This is a genomic window from Kribbella sp. NBC_01505, assembly GCF_045040285.1.
Lineage (GTDB): Bacteria > Actinomycetota > Actinomycetes > Propionibacteriales > Kribbellaceae > Kribbella.
On sequence record NZ_CP109425.1, the window covers coordinates 8,779,353 to 8,803,432 of the forward strand.

General features: G+C 65.6%; 21 protein-coding genes. 12 read left to right on the forward strand and 9 right to left on the reverse strand.

Going from position 1 to position 24,080, the window contains the following annotated elements:
* Positions 1-326 precede the first annotated feature (326 nt).
* Together OG474_RS41265 and OG474_RS41270 are read right to left on the reverse strand one after the other, a co-directional pair.
* Positions 327-1,019 (reverse strand): LuxR C-terminal-related transcriptional regulator, encoded by a 693-nt coding sequence (locus tag OG474_RS41265; protein WP_405059111.1) that lies wholly within the window; start codon positions 1,017-1,019, stop codon positions 327-329.
* A 296-nt stretch (positions 1,020-1,315) separates the two neighbouring features.
* Entirely contained in the window at positions 1,316-2,218 is a 903-nt protein-coding gene (locus OG474_RS41270; protein WP_405059112.1) for a hypothetical protein, read from the reverse strand.
* Between the two features lie 181 nt (positions 2,219-2,399).
* Between OG474_RS41270 and OG474_RS41275 the strand changes: the two genes are divergently transcribed.
* The 11 genes from OG474_RS41275 to OG474_RS41325 all read left to right on the forward strand — a co-directional run bounded on the left by OG474_RS41275 (position 2,400) and on the right by OG474_RS41325 (position 13,033).
* Entirely contained in the window at positions 2,400-2,591 is a 192-nt protein-coding gene (locus OG474_RS41275) for a hypothetical protein (RefSeq protein WP_405059113.1), read from the forward strand.
* 151 nt (positions 2,592-2,742) lie between these two features.
* Positions 2,743-3,909, forward strand: a complete 1,167-nt coding sequence (locus tag OG474_RS41280; protein WP_405059114.1) for a hypothetical protein — start codon at positions 2,743-2,745, stop codon at positions 3,907-3,909.
* Positions 3,910-3,912: 3 nt separating this feature from the next.
* Complete coding sequence (locus OG474_RS41285; RefSeq protein WP_405059115.1) at positions 3,913-4,905, forward strand: aKG-HExxH-type peptide beta-hydroxylase; 993 nt, start codon at positions 3,913-3,915, stop codon at positions 4,903-4,905.
* Between the two features lie 2 nt (positions 4,906-4,907).
* Positions 4,908-5,147, forward strand: a complete 240-nt coding sequence (locus OG474_RS41290) for a hypothetical protein (protein WP_405059116.1) — start codon at positions 4,908-4,910, stop codon at positions 5,145-5,147.
* Entirely contained in the window at positions 5,144-6,382 is a 1,239-nt protein-coding gene (locus tag OG474_RS41295; RefSeq protein ID WP_405059117.1) for an MFS transporter, read from the forward strand. The genes OG474_RS41290 and OG474_RS41295 overlap by 4 nt, the downstream gene beginning before the upstream one ends.
* Before the next feature lie 793 nt (positions 6,383-7,175).
* On the forward strand, positions 7,176-7,532 hold the full coding sequence (locus OG474_RS41300) for a VOC family protein (protein ID WP_405059118.1): 357 nt from the start codon (positions 7,176-7,178) through the stop codon (positions 7,530-7,532).
* Positions 7,533-7,584: 52 nt separating this feature from the next.
* Positions 7,585-8,481: a GNAT family N-acetyltransferase gene (locus OG474_RS41305; protein ID WP_405059119.1), complete on the forward strand. Its 897-nt coding sequence runs from the start codon at positions 7,585-7,587 to the stop codon at positions 8,479-8,481.
* Between the two features lie 51 nt (positions 8,482-8,532).
* Positions 8,533-8,667 (forward strand): hypothetical protein, encoded by a 135-nt coding sequence (locus OG474_RS41310; protein WP_405059120.1) that lies wholly within the window; start codon positions 8,533-8,535, stop codon positions 8,665-8,667.
* Positions 8,661-10,217 (forward strand): AMP-binding protein, encoded by a 1,557-nt coding sequence (locus tag OG474_RS41315; protein ID WP_405059121.1) that lies wholly within the window; start codon positions 8,661-8,663, stop codon positions 10,215-10,217. The genes OG474_RS41310 and OG474_RS41315 overlap by 7 nt, the downstream gene beginning before the upstream one ends.
* A gap of 36 nt (positions 10,218-10,253) precedes the next feature.
* The gene (locus OG474_RS41320) at positions 10,254-11,495 is read left to right on the forward strand and encodes a type III PLP-dependent enzyme (RefSeq protein WP_405059122.1); all 1,242 of its coding nucleotides are present in this window, start codon (positions 10,254-10,256) and stop codon (positions 11,493-11,495) included.
* A 29-nt stretch (positions 11,496-11,524) separates the two neighbouring features.
* Positions 11,525-13,033 (forward strand): AMP-binding protein, encoded by a 1,509-nt coding sequence (locus OG474_RS41325; protein WP_405059123.1) that lies wholly within the window; start codon positions 11,525-11,527, stop codon positions 13,031-13,033.
* Here the strand turns inward: OG474_RS41325 and OG474_RS41330 are convergent.
* From OG474_RS41330 to OG474_RS41340, 3 genes are all read right to left on the reverse strand, one after another.
* Positions 13,021-14,019, reverse strand: a complete 999-nt coding sequence (locus OG474_RS41330) for a BtrH N-terminal domain-containing protein (protein WP_405059124.1) — start codon at positions 14,017-14,019, stop codon at positions 13,021-13,023. The two genes, OG474_RS41325 and OG474_RS41330, sit on opposite strands and share 13 nt — an antisense overlap.
* A 15-nt stretch (positions 14,020-14,034) precedes the next feature.
* The gene (locus OG474_RS41335) at positions 14,035-14,355 is read right to left on the reverse strand and encodes a phosphopantetheine-binding protein (protein ID WP_405059125.1); all 321 of its coding nucleotides are present in this window, start codon (positions 14,353-14,355) and stop codon (positions 14,035-14,037) included.
* A 210-nt stretch (positions 14,356-14,565) separates the two neighbouring features.
* Positions 14,566-15,510 carry a thioesterase II family protein gene (locus OG474_RS41340; RefSeq protein WP_405059126.1) on the reverse strand — a complete coding sequence of 315 codons (945 nt, stop codon included), beginning with the start codon at positions 15,508-15,510 and terminating at the stop codon, positions 14,566-14,568.
* 48 nt (positions 15,511-15,558) lie between these two features.
* Here OG474_RS41340 and OG474_RS41345 point away from each other — a divergent pair, with 48 nt between their 5' ends.
* Positions 15,559-16,569, forward strand: coding sequence for an LLM class flavin-dependent oxidoreductase (locus tag OG474_RS41345; RefSeq protein WP_405059127.1), 1,011 nt, complete (start codon positions 15,559-15,561; stop codon positions 16,567-16,569).
* Here OG474_RS41345 and OG474_RS41350 read toward each other — a convergent pair.
* The 4 genes from OG474_RS41350 to OG474_RS41365 all read right to left on the reverse strand — a co-directional run bounded on the left by OG474_RS41350 (position 16,566) and on the right by OG474_RS41365 (position 24,072).
* Entirely contained in the window at positions 16,566-19,010 is a 2,445-nt protein-coding gene (locus tag OG474_RS41350; RefSeq protein WP_405059128.1) for a penicillin acylase family protein, read from the reverse strand. The genes OG474_RS41345 and OG474_RS41350 overlap by 4 nt on opposite strands.
* A gap of 96 nt (positions 19,011-19,106) precedes the next feature.
* Entirely contained in the window at positions 19,107-20,873 is a 1,767-nt protein-coding gene (locus tag OG474_RS41355; RefSeq protein WP_405059129.1) for an ABC transporter ATP-binding protein, read from the reverse strand.
* Positions 20,874-20,956: 83 nt separating this feature from the next.
* Positions 20,957-22,843 carry an ABC transporter ATP-binding protein gene (locus tag OG474_RS41360; RefSeq protein WP_405059130.1) on the reverse strand — a complete coding sequence of 629 codons (1,887 nt, stop codon included), beginning with the start codon at positions 22,841-22,843 and terminating at the stop codon, positions 20,957-20,959.
* Entirely contained in the window at positions 22,840-24,072 is a 1,233-nt protein-coding gene (locus OG474_RS41365) for an aspartate aminotransferase family protein (protein WP_405059131.1), read from the reverse strand. The genes OG474_RS41360 and OG474_RS41365 overlap by 4 nt, the downstream gene beginning before the upstream one ends.
* Positions 24,073-24,080: the final 8 nt, after the last annotated feature.

A 24,080-nucleotide genomic window follows, 5' to 3' on the forward strand; every position in this document is an offset into this window, starting at 1 on the left:
TACGCCGGTGAACTCACAATCTGTTCGCGGCCGGCGACGCACCGCTCGTCCACCGAAACTCCAAAGCCAGCTGGCCGATCTCGAACCAGCCAGAGCATGGAACCGGTGGCCGATGAGATCGGATCGGTAAAGACCTGCGGCGCCTCGTCACTCAGCCGTTCGCTGGCCGAGCGCCCAAGATACCGATGGATCGCCAGCTGTCTTCGTAACGGACCATGTTGCCTTTGAGCCGCGGTGTTGCTGACGATCGACATCTAGATCGACCGGCGGTAGCACCCGCGACGGTCTCCGCGTCCGCGACGTGAATCTGAGCAGGACAAGAGGGTTCAATTGCCGCGCAATCCCGGGGTCGCCGGTCCCGCGATCGCGCCGAGGCCCAGGCCGACGGCGTGCGCCGCAGCAATGGCCTCGGAACGATCCGCGGCTCCCAGTTTCGCGAAGATGTTCGAGACGTGATTGCCGACCGTTTTCGGAGCCAGGTACAACATGCGGGCGATGACACCGTTCCCGAGGCCGCTGGCGATCAGGTCGAGGACCTCGACCTCGCGCGGCGTCAGCCCGGCAATCGGGGTCCCGCGGCCGGATGACCTCATCAGCCGCAGGACACTCTCGGCGATCTCCGCGCCGAAGTACACCCCACCCGCCGCGACGCTCCGGACCGCGCGGACGATATCGTCGAGCGGACCGGACTTCGTCAGATAGGCACGTGCCCCGGCCTGGAGAGTGCTGATCAGCCGGCGATCATCCGCGAACGAGGTGATCACCACGACAGCAACCGCAGGCAGCGCGGTGATCAGGTCCGCGATGAAAGGCTCCACGTCATCGCCACAGATCTGCAGATCAAGGTTGATCACATCCGGTTGATGCCGCAGACCCTCGCGCAGGATCTCATCGGCCGCCCCGGCTTCGGCCACGACGGACAGGTCCGGTTCAGCGGACAGAACCTCGCGCAACCCGCTGCGCAGAATCGGCTGACCGTCAGCGATCAGAACTGAAACGCCGGCCGGCCCCTCAGGCATCGCGCAAGGACCCTCGCGCTTCGACCTCGTCCTTCGTGCAACGATCCGCAGTCATAGCATGCCTCCCCAGGTCGCAGCCGGACGCCGGACGTCTTGTGCGGCGGTGACAAAGACAGACAGTTCCGTCATACCTTCATCACTACGCGGCGCGGGCCGCTGGCGGATCGTGGCCATCCCCGCCAGGACCTCGGGGTGTTCAGAACAGAGTGCGAGATTGCCGAGCGAGCTGAGGCTGACCCGGCGCCCCACCCGTCAGAGCGAACACGATCTTCACATCCTGAACGCCGGCCACGGACTCACGGGTAGACCTTCGTCTTCCAGTCATGCTTGGTCTGGGAACCGCCGGGGACGTCGAAGTGAATGAACTGCCCCCAGCGCTGCAGGCTGCCGTAGCCGAATCCGCTCCCGTTGTTGACGCTCCAGGCCCGGCGGTCGCTACCCCAGAACACCTGGAACCGGTCGAACGTCGTATCGAGCGCACGGAAGAAGCTGTACGACCCCTGCCGATACTCGTTGAACCAGGTACTCCCATCCGGGTCCGGAAACTGGCTGTGCCCGACAACTGGCAGGACTGTAGGCGTCAGGCCGACGGTCGACTGGCTCGTGAAGCGGCCCCAGAAGTTCTTCCTGCCGCTCGGGTCGTCGAAGTGGTGCACCTCGCGGATCCACTCCGTGCCGCCGTTCGCCGTGACCTTGAAGTCCGTGACGCCCAGCGTCGATTTGGGGGAGTCGTCGACGTACATCTGCCACGGTTGCGGGCCCGGGCCTTGGTCGTAGGCCTTCCACGCATACGGACCGGTGACGCTGAAGTTCACCCCGTTCCAGACGTACTGGTAGAAGTGCCCACCCGGCCCGTTATTGTCCGTCCACGGCGACGGCAGCGTCCGGTAGACCTGGAAGACGTTCAGATCGACATCCATCACCCGCACGAAGTTCAATCCGCCGATGGAGTAGCCGAACGCGAGCACCGGATCCCCGAACATGGTCGCGCACAGACCACCGCCCACGTCCCAGGCATTGGCAATGTTGAGTCGGCGCCAGAAGACGAGTTCACCGCTGGTGCCGTTCGCGACGATCGGCCAGGTGGGCTCGCCAGTTGCCGCCGCCGGAGTGGCAGACAGCACCGGAACCACAGCGGCCACCGTCGAACCGAGAGCGGCTCCGGTTGCCACTTTGAGAAGCTTTCGACGATCGATCACGCTGGCTCCCTGAGGTAAGAATCGGCATCCACACGGAGAGTGTGTGATGCCCGGGTTCCCGACCGGCAGAGGCTGCAACCCCCAGGAAAACAGGGGTCCTAACCCGTCTCCGCCAGGAACGCCCCGTGTGTACCTTCCCTTGGTGGGGCCCCGAGACACCCCTACGAGTGAAGGGCAAAAGATGAGTACAGCAACGCGAAACTCGGTACTCGACGACACGCTGGCCAGTCTGGCGGCGGCTGAGCCGACCGAAGTACGTGACAGCATTCCGTTCGACAGGGACGCACTCGACGGTGAAAACCCGATGCAGACCTGGTCGATCACGTACAAAACCTCCGCGTCGGCGTCGACGCTGCTGGCTGACGGCGAGTAAAGCGTTGGTCCCTGACCGACGCTGAGCACCGATTCCAGGCGGTGAGCGTGTTCTCGCCGTGGTGTTTGCTGCACGCCCGCATCGGGCGCAGGCGGCGCTACGCGCTCACCGCCGTTCGTCGAGTTACCCGCAGAACAGGGGGCAGTACTTCATGACCATTGAGCTGACTATGGACCGGGTCTGGTCGGGCGTCGATCGCCTGCTGGACGACTATCTCGAGCTGGCGCCGACCGATCTTCCGGTGATCGCGTACACGCCGGACAGCCGTCAATCGGCTGCCTGGATCATCGCGACCTTGCGCGAACGCGGATTCGCGCCGATCGCGCTCGCCATGGCCGCGATCGAGGACGACGGGATCCGGGCCCGGCTGGAACAGGCGCTGCCGACGCGGGAAGCACTCGGCGACCGGCGGCTCGCGTTCCTGACTGTAGAACGTGACACCATGTCGCATTCGTCGGTGATCCGCGAGGTGCTCGCGCGGTACCGCAAGGAGTCGTGGATCTCGGCACGGCTCATCAGTGCGTCAGAGGAGTTCTTCACACTCGGCATGGCGCGGAGCAAAACCGAACTCAGCCGACTGAACGCGCGCCTGCTGAAGTCGTTCATGACCGCCGAGCGGATCCACATCGAGACGCAGGCCGGCACCGATCTCGACATCGAGCTGGACAACGAGCAGTACCGATGGCTGAGCAACAGAGGCTTCTACCGGCCCGGCGGGTTCATCGTGATGCCGCCCGGCGAAGTGGCCAGCTACCCGGCCAACGTGTCCGGCCGGTTGGTCGCCGACGGAGCGTTCAACATCAATGTCTACACCGAGCTCGACGCGCGGCTGGCGACCCGTCCGGTCACGATCGACATCGAGGACGGCCTCGCGGTGAACTACTCGTGCGCCGATGCCAAGCTGCAGGACATGCTGGAGGTGATCTTCGCGACGCCGAACGCCCGGCGGGTCGGCGAACTCGGCTTCGGCACGAATTCCGGCGTCAGCAAACTGATCGGAATGAACTGTCACATCAATGAGCGCAGTCCGGGCCTGCACATCGGTTTCGGCCAGCACAATCAGAGCATCTACATCGTCGACTATCTGTGCGACCTGCACATCGACTTCATCTGCCAGGGAGGGATCGTCGAGGTCGACGGAGAGCGGCTCGACCTGGCGAACCTGGAACCGCTCGACGAGCAGCATCCAGAGCTGGTGATGGACGAGGACATCGACGGCGATTGCTGCGGGCTCTGGCTCGACGACGTACGACGTGGGCAGTGCATCCCGCGGGGAGCGCCGCCGGCCGTCGCCGGAGGCGCGAACGGGAGGAGCTGAGTCATGGATCTCGAGTTCAGCGGTGGCTACTCCGCTGAGAACGCGCGATCGGCCCGCGGGCACATCAATCGTCAGCTCCTGAGCGACCTGCGGCGTTGCGCGCAGGTGGCCCGGCGCTCACTGCCGAGGCAATCCAACGCCTTGCTGGTGCAGCTCGAAAGGCTCTCGGCCGAGGTTCGCCTTCCACCTCTGTTGTTCCTCTGGCAGCAGGCTCTTCTGGCTGCTCTGCGAGAGCAGAGCATCGCGGCGGTCACTCGAGCGCTGGACGCACTCGCCGCGGTGGTCGCGGCCGGACCCGAGGCTCCACAGGACCTTCGGCTGGAGAGCATCGTGCCAGGTGCTCCGATGACTGCGGCACTGGAGGAGATCTCGCTGCAGGAGCTGTTTGCCGATGGGGAACCGATTCGCGAGGGTCTGGTCGTGCACGAGATCAAGTTCGAGCCGGCAGCGGGCGCAGGGTTCACGGTCTGGGTCGACGAAGCCATCGTCCTCGCCGACGAGGCATCCAGCGAGATCGCCGCGGAGGTTCGGGAGCTGGTCACCGAAGTGCAGTTCTACCGCGGCCCAGGCCCGTCGTTGTCGAGCAGCCGAACCTTCGGGACGATCTTCATGGCATTGCCCGACGGGACCTACGACCCGGTGCATTACGTCCTCGAACACCTGATGCACGAGGCATCCCATCATCAACTCTTCGCGCTGATGGCCGCCGATCCGATGCTGCTGAACCCGGATGGCGAACGCTACTACTCGCCGATCCGCAGCGATCCGAGACCGCTCTACGGCATCTACCATCAGGCCTTCGTCCTGTCCCGCCTTGTGTACCTGTGGGACCTGCTGGCCGATCGTGGGCACCGGTGGGCCAAGGAACGCACGAACTACGACCGCGGGCAGTTCCGCAGCGCGGACGCGGTGCTGCGTGAGCATGGTCGATTCACCGACGCGGGGCGGCGCGTCCCCGACTCCTGCCGCGATCTGGTTGAGTCGACCCGGGTGTGAGCATGGCCGGACGGCTCGGGGTCGGGTGCCAGTGGGACGAGCTCGCCGACGCAGTGTCGCCGGGCCAGTGGGTGATCTTCGGGGTTCCGGTCTCCTTCGACTGCTCCGCACAATGCGGCGGCAAGCCACTGGTTCTGGGTGGCGAGCACTGGCTGACAGCACCTGTTGTGCGTTCGGCGCAGAAGCCCAACCTGGCCGCGCGATGTGCTGGAAAGCTGCTGATGGAGGTGCTGCTCACGTGAACCACGCCGCAGCACCGCGGCGCGGGCGACTGCGGCGGAACCGTCCGTTCATCCGGTTCCTCGCAGCTCGTGGTCAGTCGGAGATCGGATCGACGATCACCGAAGTGACCGTTCCGCTGCTCGCCGCGGTCGTACTCCACGCGTCCGCGGCGCAGATCGGTCTGCTCATGGGGCTCAACGCAGCCTTGCAGATCGGGTTGCGGCCATTGTTCGCGGTCCGGGCAGAACGAAGCCCGGACCGCGGCGCAGCCCTCCGGAAGGTGGACTTCGGGCGGTGCGTGGTCGGTCTGCTGATTCCGGGCTTGTGGTTCGCCGACCTCCTTTCGCTAGGAGTTCTGTACGGCGTGGCGGTGGTGTCGGCGTTCCTGAGCGCATTCTTCGGTGCGTACAGTGCGCCATACTTCACGGAGCTCGTCGATGACGAAGAGTTCGAGAGCGCCGGAGCGTTACTGAGCACTGTCACAAGCGTCTCTGACGTGGTCGGACCCGGGCTAGCCGCAACCCTGATGAAGTTCCTTCCCATGCCTGTCGTGCTGCTGATCGACGCGATCTCATATCTCGTCGGCGGCGCCCTGCTCGCTGGCCGGCAGTCGATCCGCGCTCCCGAAATCGACGAGCCCACGGGAAACTTCTCCTATGCAATGCACGGATTCCGACAGCTCGCGACAGGCCGGCTGGTCGGCGTGGCCGGAGGAATCGCTGCACTGGCGCTGCTCAACGCGGCGATCAGCGCCAATATCCCGACCTACGGAACCCTCGCTCTCGGTTTGTCTCCGAGCATCATCGCTGCCGCGCAAGCCGCCGGCGCGGTCGGCGCAGTAGGCGCTTCCGCCATCATGGTGGTGGTCGGGGGCCGACTGGGATTCCGGGTCAGGGCAAGCGTGGGCCTCGGCTGCCTGGCTACCTCGTTGCTCGCACTCAACGGACTCACCGCGGGGCATACCGCCGCAGTGATCTCGTTGTTTGCCTACGACCTGCTCGGTGCCTTCGGCGCCGTACTTGCGATGGTCAGCCTGGTGACACAGGTCCCCCGAATCGTCCCTCCCACCGCGCTGGCGCGAACGATGGCGGCAGCGACCCTGGTACCCGACCTCGGCGTGGTCATCGGTGGGGCGCTCGGTGATCACGTCGGTGTCCCGTGGCTGATCGGTGGGGGCAGCCTGCTGACAGGCCTGGTCACGGTGGCGGCGGGTGCGCATGTGATCCGAACCAACGCAACAAACCACCCGGCCTGACCAAGCACCCGCCGGCAGCGCTGGCCTGGCGGCTGCCTCAGCTCGCCGGTGATACCCACTGCAGTCGCTTCTGTCATCAGAATGGGTCGGCGAGGTGTCCTTCCGCGAGGCATTACCCGTTCAGAAGCCCGCGCTCGCCCGCTAACCCTCGCCTCACCTGACGTTGACGGTGTGCTCGGAGTCTCGCGGAAGTTGCGTGTAATGGCCGACGGTGAGGAGCTCGCGGCGCGGACGCTCGCCGACGAATCCGCCGTGCAGGGGGAGCACTCGAGTACACCGAGCGCCGGAGCTGCACCGGGTCGACCCGCACCTCAACGGTCGGATCTGGCGAGGCCGGTGCGCATACTGGACAGCTTCCTCCAGCTGACCGTCGTCTTCCACCCGGGTGGGAGATCGATCACCCGCTCGAAGCTGCCGGCCGCAGCCTGCGGCTGTGGCCCCGGCAGGTCGGCGAGTCGATCGACTTCGCGACGCTCCCGGCCTCGATCCCCAACGAGCTGCGCGGTTGCGGAGTTCGACCTGGCGGGTCCAAATCGAGGTCGAGGCGTGTGGTTAAGGTGCGTGTCCGGCCTCGGAGACTCACGTCAGCCACGCTCTGGAATGGGCTTGGGCTGATGAAGAATCAACGTTCAGGTCCCGTCCCGTCCGCTGTCCCGGAGCACTTCTGATGCCTATCAGAGGCGACCAGCTGATACGGTAAGGCCCTGAAGGTCTCGGGTGACTCGGTCAACCGACCTTGCGTCGCCGCTTAGCGCAGCATCCACATCGAGGATGGAGAAGAGGACTGCGATCCATGGCCGACCCACCGGGTGGAACGCTGACTCACCTCAACCCGATTCTCAACGTTACCGACCTGGATGCCAGCATCGCGTTCTACACCGAGATTCTCGGCTTCAAGTTGCTGCACACCTTCGGCGACCCAGCCGACTTCGCCATCATCGGCCATGGCGACCACCAGATCTACCTGTGTCACAACTGCCAAGGCCAGCGAGGCACCTGGCTTGCATTGTTCGTCAGCGACCCTGAGGGCTTGCACGAGCACCTCATGGCCAACGCCGTCGAGCTGACAATGGCTCTGGAAGCATCCGGGAGCGAGTTTCGGGCCAACGACCCCGACGGTCATGTCCTGAGGTTCTTCGTCGCCTCGTGACAGAATCAAGGCCTCGATCGAGCCCAGATCACAAGACGTGATGGGGGATGGAGTGCAGAGTCTGTCAACAGCACGTCTAGAGCTGATGGGCCTCGATATCGCCCGTGACGTCGAGGATCTGCACCTTATGTTCAGCGATCCGGACTGGGCGTCCGCCGGATACGACAAGCCGAGCTACTACCTCGGTCAGACCCACAACAGACTGGTCCGGGAGTTCGGCGATCACGGAGGACTTGCATGGGCGCTGCGGCTCCGCCCCGACCGGCACGCGATCGGAGTGATCGGGGTCTTCGCCGATCGGGGCACGCCGATTCGCGGGCTCAGCTGGTACCTACGGCGTGAATTCTGGGGACGCGGCTTGATGAGTGAGGCCGCGGTCGCTGTCGTCGACCATCTGCTCGGCCAGCCCGGCATTGCCGGCGTCGAAGCCTGGATCGACTCGCGCAACATCAGATCGATCGGCGTGGCCCGACAAGCTCGTCTCGAGCATGTCGGTCGGCTCCCCCGTGTGTACGACGCCCACCTGGCCCAGTCCGTCGTGATGGCACGAGCATCTGCACCACGTGACCCGAACGTGATCGCTGTCCGGCCGACGCTGTCTGTCCACGACGTCGGCCGAACCACCAGACTACTGGTCGACATCCTCGGTATGCACATCCGCTTCCAGCTGGGTGAGCCCGATCCCACTTACGTCCGTCTCGGACTCGACCGGTGGACCGACGGCAACGGACTCGACCTCCAACAAGCAAACGCTGCCGTCTCCGACGTCTCGATCACCATCGATCTCGGCACTCGTGTCGATTCCGCCTACGACGCTGTCCGTGCCGCAGGATTCCAGGTCCCCGATCCGCCCCGGGACCAGCCCTGGCACCGTCGCGAGTTCAGCCTCATTCTCCCCGAAGCCCACCGCATCACCATCAGTGGACCGCTCCGTCCACCACAGGGTTGATGTTCAACCGAGGACCTCGCCCCAGCAGAACACGCGTTCTAACCTGTTGCCGTGTACCAGGATCCGGAGCAGAGCAGCACGTTCCACCTCACCCTGCGGACGACGAACGTCCGGAGGCCGGATCCGCAGGTACGAATCCGAGGTGCCCCGCAGGTGCCAGAGGGTGAAGGCGTCGGCGAATGGTGAGATCTGGTACCAGGATTCCGGAGGACCGGCAACCGGCGACGTCGCGCGAAGACGAATCCAGCCCTGTTCTGCTACATCACTTTCTTGCCCGAGCTGCGGCAGCAACTCCTTCAGCCATTGCCGTACGAGACTTCAGCGGTTCCTGGACTTATTGCGAGCTGGCCACATACAGCGCGCGATTCGCCACATGGCTGCGCAACCGTGGCGTGATGGCAGGTGGGCGCGTCCTGCTGCATCACGAACGCACGCGCCACGCTGTGGCGATGCTGTACGGGACTTCGAGCGCCGGTGCAACACTCGTTCCGGTGAGTCCGGCAGTCGGCGACCTGCGGCTGGCTGCACTCGTCGACGACGCCGCCCCGTCATTGGTCGTGACTAGCCGGGCCGGCTGGGAGGCCCTCGACGGCCGGATGGACCGCACCACGCAAGTGATCCCGATCGAGGCTGCTCGCGAGTACATCGAGACCACCGAGCCGCGACCCATAAAGGGCGACCCGGCCAGTCCCGACGATCTGGCCTTCCTGCTGTACACATCGGGAAGCACATCGTCACCCAAAGCCGTGATGTGTCCCCATCGGCAGGTGGTGTTCGCGACTCAGGCGATTGCCCAGCAACTGCAGTATCGACCGGATGACAAAGTGTTCTGCCGCCTGCCGACGTCCTTCGACTACGGTCTGTACCAAGCCTTGTTGTGCGCGCTCGCCGGGAGCGAGCTGCAGTTGATGCCGGACCAGCATGATGTCGAACTGTTGACCTGGGTCAAGAGCTGGGCACCAACGGTGATTCCGCTTGTCCCCTCGCTCGCCGCGATGATGACCACACTTGCAGCGCGAGCCGACGAGAAGCTGCCTCACGTCAGGTTGGTCACCAACACCGGTGAGGTGCTTCGGCCGAACCTTATCCAAGCGCTTCGGGAGTACCTTCCGAGCGCGCAGGTCGCCTTGATGTTCGGCGTGACCGAGTGCAAACGGATCTCGATCCTGGAGCCCGACGGTGACAGGTCCCGCCCAGGATCTGTCGGGCGGCCACTGCCGGGGACGGAAGTCACCGTGACGGACGAGTCCGGACTTCCGATACCGTCCGGAGAGCTCGGTGAGTTCGTCGTGCGTGGGCCGCATGTGGCAGCCGGCTACTGGCGCGCCCCAGAACTGACCATGGAACGCTTTCCGCATGAGGACGGAGAGCCGGCCGCGCTGCGGACCGGTGACTTCGGATACATCGACTCGGACGGATACCTGTACTTCGCCGGCCGACGCGACGACATCTTCAAACGACACGGAGTCCGCATGAGTGCATCGGAGATCGAGGCGGCGGCCGTGGACATCCCGGGTGTGGCGGCAGCCGCACTGCTGCCACCGACTCGGCAGGCCGACATGACCTTGGTCGTCGCTGCGGATCTCGATGAGGTCGGCGTCTTGCGGGAGCTCCGTCGCCGACTGGAGCCGGCAAAGGTCCCGAGCACCTGCGTGGTGATCGAGGTATTGCCCCTGACCCCGAACGGAAAGATCGACCGCCGGAAGCTGGAGAAGATCCGAGATGCGCGCGGGTGATCCCCTGGGCCGGCGGCCCGTCCCGGAGCACTCAAGGTGAGCTCGCCGGACGAACTCGTGCAACGTTTCGGCACGCCCCTCTACGTCTACCGGACGGCCGCTCTGCGCGCGGCGGTCGACGATCTGCGCGCATCTCTTCCGCAGCCGCATCGGCTGTACTACTCGGTGAAGGCAAACCCCCACCCCGGTGTCGTCAGGCACTTCACATCCGAGGGCCTCAGGGCCGAGATCAGTTCGTCAGGTGAGCTGGCCGTGGCGCTCGCGGCGGGTCAGGCAGGCAATCAACTCTTGTACACCGGCCCTGGTAAGACCTTCGAGGAGGTCGTGCACGCGATCCGCTCCGGTGTCCGATACTTCTCCGTGGAGTCGGTCGAGGACCACCGCAGACTCAGCAGAGCGGCAACGGAGTGCGCCGAGCAGGTCCACTGCATCGTGCGGGTCAATGGCACCAGGTCTACCGCCAGGACCGGCCTGAGGATGACCGGACGCCCCTCCCAGTTCGGAATCGACGTCGACACGATTCTGTCCACCCCTCATCTCCTTGCGGCCACAGCGAACGTACGGCCGGCCGGCCTGCACTTCTTTCCAGCAACCAACGTGACGAACCCACAGGCGTTGATCGGTGAGTTCGCCGAGAGCGTGGAACTCGCACGGCAGATCCTCGACCGCATGGAGATGGATGCCCTGCTGCTCGACCTTGGTGGTGGCTTCGCGGCGCCTTTCGCCCGTCCCGGTGAGCGCCCCAGGTACCACGATCTCAGGGGCTCGCTGGAACGACTGCTCGACACCTCCTTCGAGGGCTGGCGAGAGGGAAAGCCAACGGTCGCTTTCGAGGCCGGTCGCTACCTGGTGGCCGGCGCGGGAACTCTGCTCACCTCGATCCTGGACGTGAAGCGGAGCGGTGACCGGACGTTCGTCGTGCTTGATGCCGGTATCAACGCGCTAGGCGGGATGTCCAGCACCGGGCGGCTACTGCCACCCGCAGTACTACCGGCAGACGGCGACGCATCGGACGAGGTCACGTTAGTAGGCCCACTGTGCACACCTCTGGACGTGCTGAGCCGCGCCGCTCAGGTACCCGACCTTCGCGTGGGTGGATTGGTTGCCGTCCCCAACGTGGGGGCTTACGGGCTCACGGCAAGTGTAGTGGCATTCCTCAGCAGGCAACCACCGCTGGAGGTCCTGCTGGACTCCGACGAGTCGGTCGCCAGTGTCACGACGCTGTCGCTCCAGATAGTAGAGACTCGAGCGGCCGGACGGAACGCGTCATGCCGGTAGAACGAGAATTTGGGACGATAGCAGACCTTGTGGCGGCCACTGTCCGGGACCGGCCGGATCACGTAGCACTCGACTTTGGCGCCACGAGCTTGACCTACCGAGAGCTGTGGGACTTCGCCGGATTGATCGTCGACCATCTCAATGCATCCGGTGACGGCAGCGCGCCGATCGGTCTTATCGCGAATCATAGCCCGTTCTCGTTCGCCTGTTATCTGGCCTTGCTCCGCCTCGGTGTAGCGGTCGTTCCGCTTCACCAGTGCAACCCGGTTCAACGCACGATCGTGATGGCCAAGGCCGCCGGCGTGAGCAAGGTGCTTGCCGACGAGGTGGTCAGCGCAACCTTCCGAGCTGGACTCACCTCGGCCGGGCTGAACCTCACAGCCTGGAGGGAGATCCAGGCGAGCGCGCCGTCGACCACTTCGGCGAGGGCCCCGCGGGCTGAACCGGACGATACCGCGTACATCCTCTTCACGTCCGGATCGACCGGTTCACCCAAGGGAGTTCCTGTCACGCACCGCAGCGCGGTCGCCTACCTGCTACACAGCATTGCCCGGCACGAAGTCGGAGCAGGATGCCGCCTGTCACACACGTTCAGCCCGACGTTCGATCCCTCCGTCTTCGACCTGTTCGCTGCTTGGGGTGCAGGTGCCACCGCCGTGGTTCCGACTGGCAACGAGTTGCTGTCTCCGGTCGGCTATGTCTCCCGTCGCCGGATCACGCACTGGTTCTCCGTCCCATCCGTCATCGGCCTGGCCGCCGAGCTGCGCGGTCTCCCGGCCCGCGCGATGCCAGAGCTACGCCGGTCGATGTTCATCGGTGACCAGTTCACCTGGGAGCAAGCCCGGGCGTGGCGTGCCGCCGCGCCCAACAGCGTCATCGAGAACGTCTACGGCCCCACAGAACTCACGGTTGCCTGTTCTGCCTACCGCCTTCCAGCCGACCCTGATGCATGGCCGACGACAAGCAACGGCACGGTGCCGATCGGCCGGGTCTATGCACACTTGGAGCATCTGATCACCGAGAAGGGCGAGCTGTGTGTTCGCGGCGTCCAGCGATTTCCGGGATACCTCGACCCGGCGGACAACGTCAGCAGCTTCCTCGCCCCGGGCAGCGCCGGTGAGAAGCTGCTGATCGCCATTGATTCGGTCTCAGCGATGCATTGGTACAGGACCGGTGATCGGGTCTACCGGCTGGGCAAGGACCTGGTCCACCTAGGCCGGGTCGATCGGCAGGTACAGATCAACGGCTGCCGAGTCGAACTCGGAGAGATCGAGGCTGCGCTCCGACGTCATCCCGCGGTCGCCGAGGCCGCGGTGGTGCTGTCGGACAACCGCATCCACGCCTTCTACAGCGGACTCGACGTCAAAGGGCTCAGAGACTCACTGCGAACACAGCTACCCGGCTACATGCTGCCGAGCAGAATCCAACGGCTCCAGCGCCTTCCTCTGAACGAGAACGGCAAGGTGGACCGGGGTCGCCTTTCGGCAATCTCCGAGCTGGACCAGCCGGTCGGCCGGCACGATCATCAGAGGAGGTGAGATAGCCGGCGCATGCAGTCGTACTCTTCAAAGAACGTCTGGGTCAGACGGTCAGCGAGCCGGCCGACGTGCTCTCCCGTCGGCCGGCCCGCCGATGCGCCGAAGAAGAAGAACGCACGCACCTGGTCGAGTCGATGCGAGATATCGCGGAGTTGGTTCACCGCCTCGTCGACCCTCACACCACCGCGATCGCCGACCAACTGGACGAACAGAGCGTTCTGCCGACGTTGCTTGGCCAGGGCCGCGAAGAAGTTCACACCGTCGGTTATCAAACTCTGGTCCACCTGAGAACCGTTCGCAGCGTATCGGCGGACATCACTGAGGAAGCGCTGAACGGCGCACCACCCGACGGGAGCGGCGGAGTCTCCTTGCTCACCGAGATAACTCTGCACGTTGGCCATTAGTGCGGCTTCCAAGTCAGCTACAGCAGGCTGTGCCACCCACGGCGGCGGGGGCAGATCCACCGAGCAGCGCTTGCCGCCCACTCCGGCGTATTGACTGGCCAGCACGTCACTCCGGATCGCCTGGTTCAGCACATCGACCGGCAGCCAGCCGCGAAACGGGCGACCAGGGAACTCGTCGAGCACATACACGTCCAGATCCCGGCGGCCGGCGACGACAACTCGATGCAGGTGATGGATCCGGCGGTGGAACGGTGAATTCGGGTAGAAGAAGGTGTCCAACTGCAGAGCAACCTGCCGCCCGTCGGCCAGGACTTCGTCGACATGACCCCACAGCGCTCGATCCGATGAATGACTGATCCGTCGCTCTGCTATCCCGTACCACCGGAAGATCGAGTCGCGGTACTCATGACGATTGATCCGCAGCCGCAGGAACGGCTCGGAAGCCGCGACCTCCGGGGCCACGTAGCGGTATCCCCAGTCGTCACCGAGGACCCGAGGATCGATTCCCACGTCACGGAGCAGGACAGTGTAGGTGTCGGCGAAACAGTCCAGGCCGGCGTCGTTCGCCATCGTGCCGGGCACCGAGCGCAGCCTTTCCTAGACCGGCGGCGACCACGCCGCCGATCCGCCACCGGCCCGTGTTCCGTCCTGCAGCAGGCCGGCCAGGACGCTCCACAGCGAGCCGACCGTGGCGAACGTCTCGGCCGTCAGTGCCTGGTCCGGGAGTCGTACACCGAACCTGTCCTCCAGCGCGATCAGCAACTCGACCGTTCCGAACGAGTCCACGCCGAGATCGAACAAGGCGTCGGAGGCGGCCAATGGCCGTTCGTCCGATGTCTGCTGAATCTGCTCCCGCAGGACTTCCTCGAAGAGAGGAACCCAGTCGCCCGGGACCGTCCACATCTGCTCATCGGACACTTGGCGACCCCCTTCACCGTGAGACGCGCGCGCGTCCCGAGCCGGCATGCTGAAATCCAGGCAGAACCGGTATGGAGTTCGAGATCCGAACCTGCGTTCTCCGTATCGAGACAACCGTGACGACGAGCATACGAGCCGACAGCAAAAACCGGCAAGCGAGCAGCAAACAGTCGCGACCACAAATATCCGATTGGTCCGGTGATCGGCCACTCACTTCAGCTTCTCGGCGGGCGAGACAGACCGGCCCATCACCGCGACCATGATCGACTGCACCGCAGCCACCACTTCCTGCCGGGCGGTGTTCACAAAGAAATGCGATCCCTGGAAGGGCGTCGCGTCGAATTGCGCGGAAGTATGACGTCGCCACTCGAGGACACCTTCCCAAGGTACGTGAATGTCCTGTTCGCCGCCAAAGGCGGATAGTGGGCCACGCAGCGGGCGGTCCGGCGAGGGGTAATAGCTCTCCGCCATCCGGATATCGGCCCGGAGCGCCGGCAGGAACATTTTCAGCACCTGCGGCTTCAGCAATTCGGCAGGCATCCCTCCGCGCGATCGGATCTCGGCGACAAAGTCGTCGTCGCCGAGATGGCCGATCCGACGACGCGGCACCGGGTGGTCGGACGGATGACAACCGGAAACGATCAAGTGGGCTGCCGGCCGGCCGATGTCCTCAAGCCGCCGCTGGAGTGCGTGGGCCAGAAGGCCGCCCATACTGTGCCCGAACAGAACTGTCGATCGCGCTGAGATGGCAGGCTCAAGCTGCGGCACGAGCTGGTCGGCAGCCGCACCGATATCAGTCATCGGCGGTTCACGCCAACGATCCTCGCGACCAGGCAGCTGCACCGCGACGAGCTTGACCTCAACCGGCAGGTGTCGCCGCCACACGGCAAAACAGGAAGCGCCGGAGCCGGCGTGCGGCACGCAGACCAGCTGTGCCCGTCCCTCGACTGATCCGAACGTCCGGAGCCAGGAGCGGCTCTCACCTGGCGTCATCACCCGGGCAGACCGAACCGGCCGGCACGCAATCGCCTGCGAGGCAGCATAATTCGACCCGGAGCCCGCATGGCCTGACATTAGCACGAGACAATCCGCGACCAACTCGAATTTGACAAGCCCAGTATCGGACTGGAGCATCAATTCCACCGGTATCGGCATCGCGCCAGCCTGATCGCCGGCCCTTCGATCCGACCGGCTGGAGCGCAGATGGTAGATCTGCTGGATAAACCTGGCTCGGCGCAACCCTGGGTGTTTGCCATCAGCCCGCGCAACCACGATACCCGGACAGCCTGGCGAGAGATCGACGCGACAATCGGACTCGCGGACTCCTATGGATTCACGGGAATACTTGCCCACACCGGAAACGACACTCTCGTCAACCCGTGGCTGGTCGGCCAGCATGCTCTCGCTATGTCTCAGCGCTTGCGACCGCTGATTGCGGTCAACCCCGTGTACCACCATCCATTTGCCGTTGCCCAGTTCGTGTCCTCACTGAGCTACTGTTACGGCCGTGGCCTTTTTCTCAACTTCGTCGCCGGCACCTCGATACCGGACCGGCTGGCGCTCGGCGACGATGTCGATCACGATCTTCGCTACGCCCGCCTGAGTGAGTACGGCGCGATCGTTCTCCGACTGCTCGAGAGTTCCGCTCCCATCGATGTCACGGGAGAGTTCTACGGGCTGAGCCGGGCACGACTACCGCAACCGACCACGCCCGAATCTCGGCCCGTGGCGTTCGTCGCCGGCCAGTCGCCAGCAGCACGGCACTGCGCCGAGACCCTCGCCGCAGTGCGTATCCAACTGCTCTCCCCCGGCGTTCCAGCCGACGGCGACGGCCTCGGGATGTATGGCGGACTCATCGTGCGGGAGACCGTGGAGGAGGCTTGGCGTGTGGCGCTTCTTCGCTACCCTACCGACGACGGCCTAGAAAGGGCCGCCGCATCGGCCCTTCGCTACACCGACGCGGTGTGGCGTCGCGCGGCCTTCGCTGCGACGGTCGACGGAACAGACACCCCACCCTGGTTCTGGACCGGCCCGATGCGCAGTATGCGGGCCGACTGCCCCTTCCTGGTCGGCGACGTCGAGACCCTCGCCGGAGTCGTGGCAGCTCATCGCCGCGCTGGTGTCACCAGCTTCATCTTCGATCTGGCGCCCGAGGAGACCGACTTCGCTTGGGCAGCGCGGATGCTTGAGCGGGCCGACAAGCTGCTCACCTAGCCCCCGACGAACGTCACTGTCAGCTGCGGATCCGCTGCGATAGCGGCCTCGGAGAACCGGCATTCCCGCAGCTGTCCCCGGCCGAACAGGTGCGTCTGGTCGAAGAAGTGCGCGGATGCCGAATCCGCCGACTGCCCGAAGGTGAGTACTGCCCTGGCCACCGGACCATGCGCGGTGTAGCCGACCACCATCAAGAAGCTGGTCCCCACATTCACCACGTAGCCGCGATCGGTCAGGTCCGAACCGGGTTGCGGCACGCCTCCGTCCATCACCTGCTCGCGGGAGGTGCCTGGTTCTGAGGTGTAGCCGACCACGTTGAGGATCCCGACCTCGTCATTGGCCCCGGGCACTGCGATCCGTTCGTCCCCCGCAATCGTGTGCTGCACGAGCCCCAAGGCAACCTCGGGTCCGTACCCCAGGGATCGAAGCCGAAGCTGGGCTCGCGCCAGGCCGGCAAGCAACGGCGCCGGGTCGGCTGCGGGACCTCGGGGGGTGACACCCGGGTTGTCGGGGTCGAACCCGATTCCGAACAGTGGTCCTGCCTCGGTCAGGGCGTCAGGATGAGTCGCGACCACCGCCCGAATCGTCTCCCGCCACAGAACTGCTCCCTGGCTTGCCACCGTGAATCTCCGGTCCCATTGCGCGAGCGCCGCACAGGCCGGCGCCACCACGACCGGCGCACCGTCAACCACCACTGGCCGGTTCCCTTGCGCCCGGCAGGCCGCGACAACGGACGAGGTGAGCAGATCCGACGTGAGGGCCTGACCAGAAAGGACGGTACGGCCGAGCCGATCGAGTGTGAACCGATTGGCCCGGCTGTGGGCGACGACGGGGTCGATCAGTCTCACGTTCTGCCGCGTGCGTGGACTGACCGGCACCTTCTCCTGTCCTTGGAGCGGCGAGAAGCCGGTCAGCAGATGCCGCCGATTGGCCAGCCAGTAGCTGTCGTTCGCATTGAACACATAGTCGCGCCGACGGAGTTGCGGCTGCTTCGCAAAGGGGATCAAGCCGGGCGACCGAGCACCGGCTTCGTCGACCCAGCTGTTCTCACTCACGCTGCCGTTCAGCGGCGCCAACGGATTCTGCCGCCAGGTGGCGATCGTGGCCGGCTTCAGGTTCGGCGTCGCCGACGCATCCGCATACCATGCGTCGCCGCGGTTGTCCGCCGCGATCGTGTTGACCCAGGGAATTCCTTGCTGCCGGGCAATGGCCTGACGGACTCCGGACACGTCCCGGGCCTGGCCGATCTCCAGCCACTGCTGCATGATCTGGCCGTTGTCCAGGTTGGCGTCGCGATAGGTTGTCGCCCGCGTGCGAGTCCAGCCCAGCCCGGGCTGCAGCGCAGTCAGATCCAGCACCGGACCATACCGGGTGGACCACAACGTGCGGGTCAGCGGCCGTGGATGGCCATCGCCCCAGTCCACGCTGACGGTCACGGTCGAGCTCGTCATCGGTTCCTTCCGGCCGTCAACCACATACCAGGTCGGCCGGTCGGGCACCAGGTCGACGGCGTACATTGTGAATCTGTAGCCGGTGGCAACTGTGTGGGTCCACGCCACCCACTGATTGAAGCCGATCTGGACACCGGGAACTCCGCCCAGCGCCGCACCGTAGACGTTCAGTTTTCCTGGCACGGTGAGTTGGACCTCCCAGAAACGAAGCTCGCCCTGCCAGGGGAAGTGTGGATTGGCCAGTAGCATCCCCTGCCTGGACTCGGACCTATCCGCGCCAAGTGCCCAGCCGTTGCTGCCGGGTACCGAGTCTGAGCCCGCGTCCTGCCGGCCGAGTCGGCGCAGGTCGTCGGCTACTACGTCTGCACCGATCACCAGCGAGCCCCGAGTCCGCGTTGGCATCGGTGGTTGGGCCAGCGCCGCCGCTGCCAGCATGTACCGCCCACTGGCGGAGATGGCGATGTCCCGCTGATAGGCGAGCAGGTCGACCACGGTGATCGGTCCAAGCCATGCTTGGCCCGCGCACCAGCCGGGAACATTCGCCCGGCCGGTCCTGGCCAGAAAGGCGTTGTAGCCGGCCACGTATCCGTCGAGCAGGGCTCGTGGGTCGCCGGAAAGCGTCCTCGCCTGGGACTCGGCACGCTTGGTCAGACCCAGCGCGAGATAGCCGAGATCGGTGGCGAGATTGCTGTTCCCGGCACCGGGCCCGAACCAGCGCGACCGCTGGCTCCGGATCTTGATGACCTGATCCGCGAGGTCGCAGAACCGATCCTCGGCGTACGCCCAGCCCTGACCGAATCCGACTCCTCCGATGCTCGTGGCAAGCACATGCGGAATCCCGAAGCCGGTCCGCCGGATGACGGCTTGGTAACCCTCGCCGCGAACTGTCGACTCAGCCTCCGACGGCGCCGGCTGCCAGGACTGAATGCCCAGCAGCAGGACGATTACAGCCACTGCGATGAGGTGTAGCCGACTCACGGTGCCAGACATCTCCACGATCTCCTTTGTCCTGCTTGCGGGTCGGGTCCGGTGGGCGTCCCGGCAGAGGTCGCGCCTGGGTCAGGACCGACTCATCGACGACCGGCTCTATTCATCATGTGACAACCGATCAGGCGTTCGCAATCGGCGGCCGTTGCCGCTGCGATCAGCACCTGAAGCGGCACGCAGACCGTCGATGTAGACGTCGGCCTGTACGCCGTACATGTCGGCGTACAGGCCTTTGAGCGCCATGAGCTGCCGGTGGCTTCCTAGCTCGGCAATCCTTCCGTCGGACAGGACGACGATGAGATCAGCCATCCGGACGGTCGAGAAGCGATGCGACACGAACACGGTGATCCTGCCGGTGGAGACGGCGGTCTGGTCCGCTGCGAAACCAACGAACAGGTCATGTTCGGCCTGGGGATCGAGCGAGGCGGTCGGCTCGTCCAGGATGGTGATCAACGGCTCACGACGCATCAGTCCCCGGGCCAAGGCCAGCTTCTGCCACTGACCAATCGACGGTTCAATCCCACCGAAGACCGGACCGAGCTGAGCTTCCAGACCGCGCGGCCATTCCGTTCTCAGGTCCCGGGCGCCGGCTCGGTCCAGCGCCGCGGCGACCGCCTTCTCGTCGTGCAGGCGGCTCAGGTCGCCCACGCCGACGCACTCGCGGAGGCGAAACTGGTATCGGGCGAAATCCTGATACACAGCCGAGATTCGCGCGCGCCACGCTGCGGGATCCAAGTCCCGCAACTGCTGGCCGTCCACCAGGATGGAACCTCGTGTGACCTCGTACAGGCCGCTGAGAAGTTTGACCAGGGTTGTCTTTCCGGCGCCGTTCTCACCGACGACGGCGACCTTCATGCCAACTGGCAGCCACAGGTCGAGATCCTTGATGACGTCCCTCTCCGCCCCTGGGTAGCGAAACGACACTCCGCTGAAGCGGATGCCGTGTGCCAGCCGTCCGGGCGGAGAACCACCGGTCCGACGGTGTCCGACCGTGTACGCCCGTAGCCAGGCATAGTGGTCGATCACGTGCCCCGCGGCGGCGACCTGGCCGATCTCCCGGACAACCTGACCGAATTGAGCCTGCAACTGGGTGGCGAGCGAGATCACCAGGACGGCCTCACCCACCGTGGCCTGACCGGCTGCGACGCGCCAGCCGACGAGCAGGAGTGCGCCGCAGAAGCCGGCCGCGAAGCAGCACCAGCCGAGAAGGTCCCAGCCGCCGGCCCGGCATCGCGCCCTCACCCGCTGGGTCGTGACACTGTGCCAGGCTGCATCGGCTCGGCGGTCCAGTTCTGCTGCCGCGCCGGAGACGGACAACTCCTTTCCGGCCTCCGCGGACAGACACAGGTCGTGGAGACGTTGTTCGCACCGGTTCAGTTGCGCATCCGCGTCGAGCGCATTCTGCACGATCCACGCAGACCGCCTCGTGGTCAGCACCGACGGCAACGCGAAAGCCGTGAGAAGGCACAGCGCCGGATAGACACCTCCCAGCAAGACTGCTGTCGCGGCCAGGCTGACGGTCGCGGCTACAGCCGAAGCGATTTGCCAGCAGGACGATGCCAGCGCCCACGTTGCCGAACGGAGCCGCTCCAGCCGATCGAGATAGTCCGGCCGCTCAAGGTGATCGACGGTGGGAATCGCAGCACTGAAGTGATGAATCTCCTGGCTGAGCGCCACCTGAACTCGATCGATCAGGTACAGCAGCATAATGCTCTGGATCCGTCCGCCAGCCGTGGCGAGGCCGAACGCGAGGGCACCGACGGCGACCGCTGCGAGCACGCCGGTAACATCGTCGCCCAGTGCCGTGTCCACCAGCCATCGCTGACTCAGACCGGTTGCGGCCACGGTGCAGGCCTGGCTCGCCATCAGGAGTCCCGCCGCGACCACCGTCCGGCGGTCTGTGCGGACGGACAGCACAAAGACATGGCGCAGGACGGCCGTCCGGTCCTTCACCGGTCGGCGTCACGGGCCGGCGACTGCTGAGACCCATCCATGAACCGTGCTGCCTGTAGGTCGAACAACCTGCGATATTCGCCGTCGTACGACATCAGTTGGTCGTGGCTCCCCTGCTCCGCGACCGACCCGTCCTGGAGCAGCACGATGTGATCTGCCCAGCGCACCGTCGATAGCCGATGCGAGATCAGCACCACGGTCGTGTCGGGGCTCTGATCTACCACCCGCTCGTAGAAGGCTGCCTCACCCCTGACGTCCAGTTGTGCGGTGGGCTCGTCAAGCACGAGAAGCCGACTGCCGTGCGCGACCGCAAAGAGAGCGCGGGCGATCGCGATGCGCTGCCACTGTCCTCCGGAGAGCTCCGCTCCCTTGTCGCCCTCGCGCCACAGTGATGTGTTCAGCCCTTGTGGCAGGGCGGCAACCAGATCGCTCGCACCGGCTCGATGGAGAGCACGAACGACGGCATCGCGATCGCCGAGCCGCTCGGGCGAGGACATGGCGACGTTGTCGGCCAGCGTGGCCGGGTACTTCAGGTAGTCCTGGAAGACAACGGTGAGCTGCCGTCTCCACCAAGCCTGGTCGAGCTCGGACAGCCGGCGCCCGTTGACGGTGATCGTCCCCGTGGTCGGTGAGTAGAGTCCGGCCAGGAGCTTGATCAACGTGGTCTTGCCAGCTCCGTTGCGCCCGACCACCGCGATCGTCCGGCCCGGTTCGAGCGTCAGCGACAGGCCGGTGAGTACCGGCGGACTGTTCGGATAGGCAAAACCTACGTCCTCGAACCGAACCGTCGGTGGTCTTAGTAACGCATGCGTCACCCGGCGATGCGACTCTTGATCCCGCAGGCTCCTCTGGCCCAGGCTACCGATGGGGCCATACCGCTCATCGAGCCGATCGAGGGCGCGGACCGCGCAGAGCCCGTACTCGATATCGAAAGCCTCCTGTCCGACCGAGCTGATCGCAAAGACGGTCCAGGCCGCCGTCACCGCAGTCACCAGACCCGCAGAGCCGATCTGCCCTGTCAGGGCCAAATGCGCCGGGAACCCCAGGGCGACGGCCACCGACGCAGTGCCGAGTCCGAGGGCCAGCTTCTGACTGCGAAGTACCCGCCACATCTCACGCCAGGTTGGGCCGTGGACCTTGTGCGCCAACGCAGTCTGCCGCCGGAGCAACCAATCTGCCAAGCCGTAGATGCGCAGATCCTTGGCGCCGGACAGCACAGCCAGGTCGGAGAGGTAACCCAGACGGCGCTGCCCGTCGGCGTCTGCGTCCTTGACCCCCACAAGGCCGACCCACTGCCGACGCAGGCGGAGCCGGACGATCAGCGATGCCGCCAGCAATGCGACCGCAAGCCAGACGCTGAAGGTGGCGAGCAGGGTGGCACCGGCGAGTGCGGACAGGAACCGGAATAGCAGGACGAGCTGGCCCACCGCGGCGGTCCCGGGCGATCGCAACTGCCCGATCCCCTGCCCAGTGTCGGAGGCCCGGAGCGCGTCGTCATGGAAACCGGAATCCTCGAGGTGTCCGATTCCCGCCGGACTGTGCGCCAGCCGCCGGAGATGCCGTCGAACCGATCCGTCGATCCGACGGGACAGAACGTCTCCGAGCACGTTAGCAAGCTCGTCGGCACCGCGTAGGGCCACGGCCAGCGAGATGAGCAGGACGGTCGCTAGGAGAACACTGCCATCGGAGCTTCCGGTCAGTGTGCCGGCGAAGTGTCCGGTCGCTGCGGCACCTGCGATCGGGAGCAGCGCCGCCACCAGATGGACCGCGGCCAGACCTACGGCAAGTAGTGCGCCGCCCGCGCCGAACATCCGGATCAGGCGGATCCGCCCAGCAAACAGATCCCTGGCTGCATCCGCGCGCGGAGCCGACCAGCTGGTCATGACCCTCCCGTCGTGGTGAAGGTGCCGACGACAGCGGCGAGGATCTGCAGGGCCTCACTCAGGTCACTGTCGTCAGCGACCAAGGGAGGCAGCAGCCGCAACGTGGTCGAGCGACTCATACAGGGCGACACGATCAGGCCGGCTTGCGCCAGGCCCACGATCAGTCGTCCGGTGATATGGGGCGAGGGTAGCTCCAAGCCCCACAGGAGGCCTCGCCCCCGCACCGCCCTGACCAGGTCGGGCCGAGCTGTATGGATCTGTGCGAGCCCGGCCCCGAACACCCGGGCGATCGTGCGGCCGCGGCCGGCCAGCAGCTCAATCGATTCGAGAGCGGCCGGCAGCGCCGCGCACGCGAGAGGATGCCCGGAGAAGGTCGCTGTGTGAACCATCGGGTCCGCCACGAGCGGCGCATACAGCCGTTCATTACAGACCGCGGCCGACAGCGGAACCACGCCACCGCCCAATGGCTTACCGAGCAGCACCGCGTCGACCGGGAGCCCGGCCGCAAGAGCGACTGAGCGATCGCCGCACCTGCGCAGGCCGCACTGGATCTCGTCGGCAACCACGAACGTACCGTGCTCGGCTGCGGCCGCACACCAGGTGCGGAGCACATCAGGATCCAGCTCCTGGACCCCGTTCTCCCCCTGCACAGGCTCGAAGACCAGTGCGGCGACATCGCCCTTGGCCACCTCTCGAGCGACGGCGTCCGGATCGCCGGCCGCGACGTGCACGACGGGCGCAAGGACGTCGACGAGACCGGCACGGAACCTCTGGTTGTGCGTGAGGGACAGTGCACCGAGCGACTTGCCGTGAAACGCGCCTTCGACCGCAACAATCCGGCGCCGACCGCTCGCCAGCCAGGCGAGCTTGATGACGGCCTCGACGGCGTCGGCGCCACCCAGGCCGAAGTAGACCCGAGACAACCGGCCACCGAGGTACTCGACGACGGCGGCCGCGGCCGCCGCGGTAGCCGGGCTGACCAAGCTCCGCGTCGAGGTCGGCATCGTGTCGAGCTGGCGTCGAACGGCCTCGACCACCGCCGGGGGACGATGGCCGAGCAGCGTCACGGCGTACGAGCCGAAGTCCAGCGCGAACCGTCCGTCGGACAACTCCACCCGGCTCGCCCGCGCAGCCTGCTCGACCGCGCCCCGGCCGGCGAGCTTGCCGGTCAGCGCGAGATAGGGGGGCAGATGCCGCCGAACCCGGCTGAACGCTGTAAGCGCCGTCATCTGCCCAC

Coding starts and splice junctions, on each gene's coding strand:
- OG474_RS41265 (WP_405059111.1), bottom strand. CDS start 1,019: ATGCCTGAGGGGCCGGCCGGCGTTTCAGTTCTGATCGCTGACGGTCAG.
- OG474_RS41275 (WP_405059113.1), top strand. CDS start 2,400: ATGAGTACAGCAACGCGAAACTCGGTACTCGACGACACGCTGGCCAGT.
- OG474_RS41280 (WP_405059114.1), top strand. CDS start 2,743: ATGACCATTGAGCTGACTATGGACCGGGTCTGGTCGGGCGTCGATCGC.
- OG474_RS41285 (WP_405059115.1), top strand. CDS start 3,913: ATGGATCTCGAGTTCAGCGGTGGCTACTCCGCTGAGAACGCGCGATCG.
- OG474_RS41290 (WP_405059116.1), top strand. CDS start 4,908: ATGGCCGGACGGCTCGGGGTCGGGTGCCAGTGGGACGAGCTCGCCGAC.
- OG474_RS41300 (WP_405059118.1), top strand. CDS start 7,176: ATGGCCGACCCACCGGGTGGAACGCTGACTCACCTCAACCCGATTCTC.
- OG474_RS41315 (WP_405059121.1), top strand. CDS start 8,661: ATGGTGAGATCTGGTACCAGGATTCCGGAGGACCGGCAACCGGCGACG.
- OG474_RS41340 (WP_405059126.1), bottom strand. CDS start 15,510: ATGCCGATACCGGTGGAATTGATGCTCCAGTCCGATACTGGGCTTGTC.
- OG474_RS41345 (WP_405059127.1), top strand. CDS start 15,559: ATGGTAGATCTGCTGGATAAACCTGGCTCGGCGCAACCCTGGGTGTTT.
- OG474_RS41350 (WP_405059128.1), bottom strand. CDS start 19,010: ATGTCTGGCACCGTGAGTCGGCTACACCTCATCGCAGTGGCTGTAATC.
- OG474_RS41355 (WP_405059129.1), bottom strand. CDS start 20,873: ATGGCGAGCCAGGCCTGCACCGTGGCCGCAACCGGTCTGAGTCAGCGA.
- OG474_RS41360 (WP_405059130.1), bottom strand. CDS start 22,843: ATGACCAGCTGGTCGGCTCCGCGCGCGGATGCAGCCAGGGATCTGTTT.
- OG474_RS41365 (WP_405059131.1), bottom strand. CDS start 24,072: ATGACGGCGCTTACAGCGTTCAGCCGGGTTCGGCGGCATCTGCCCCCC.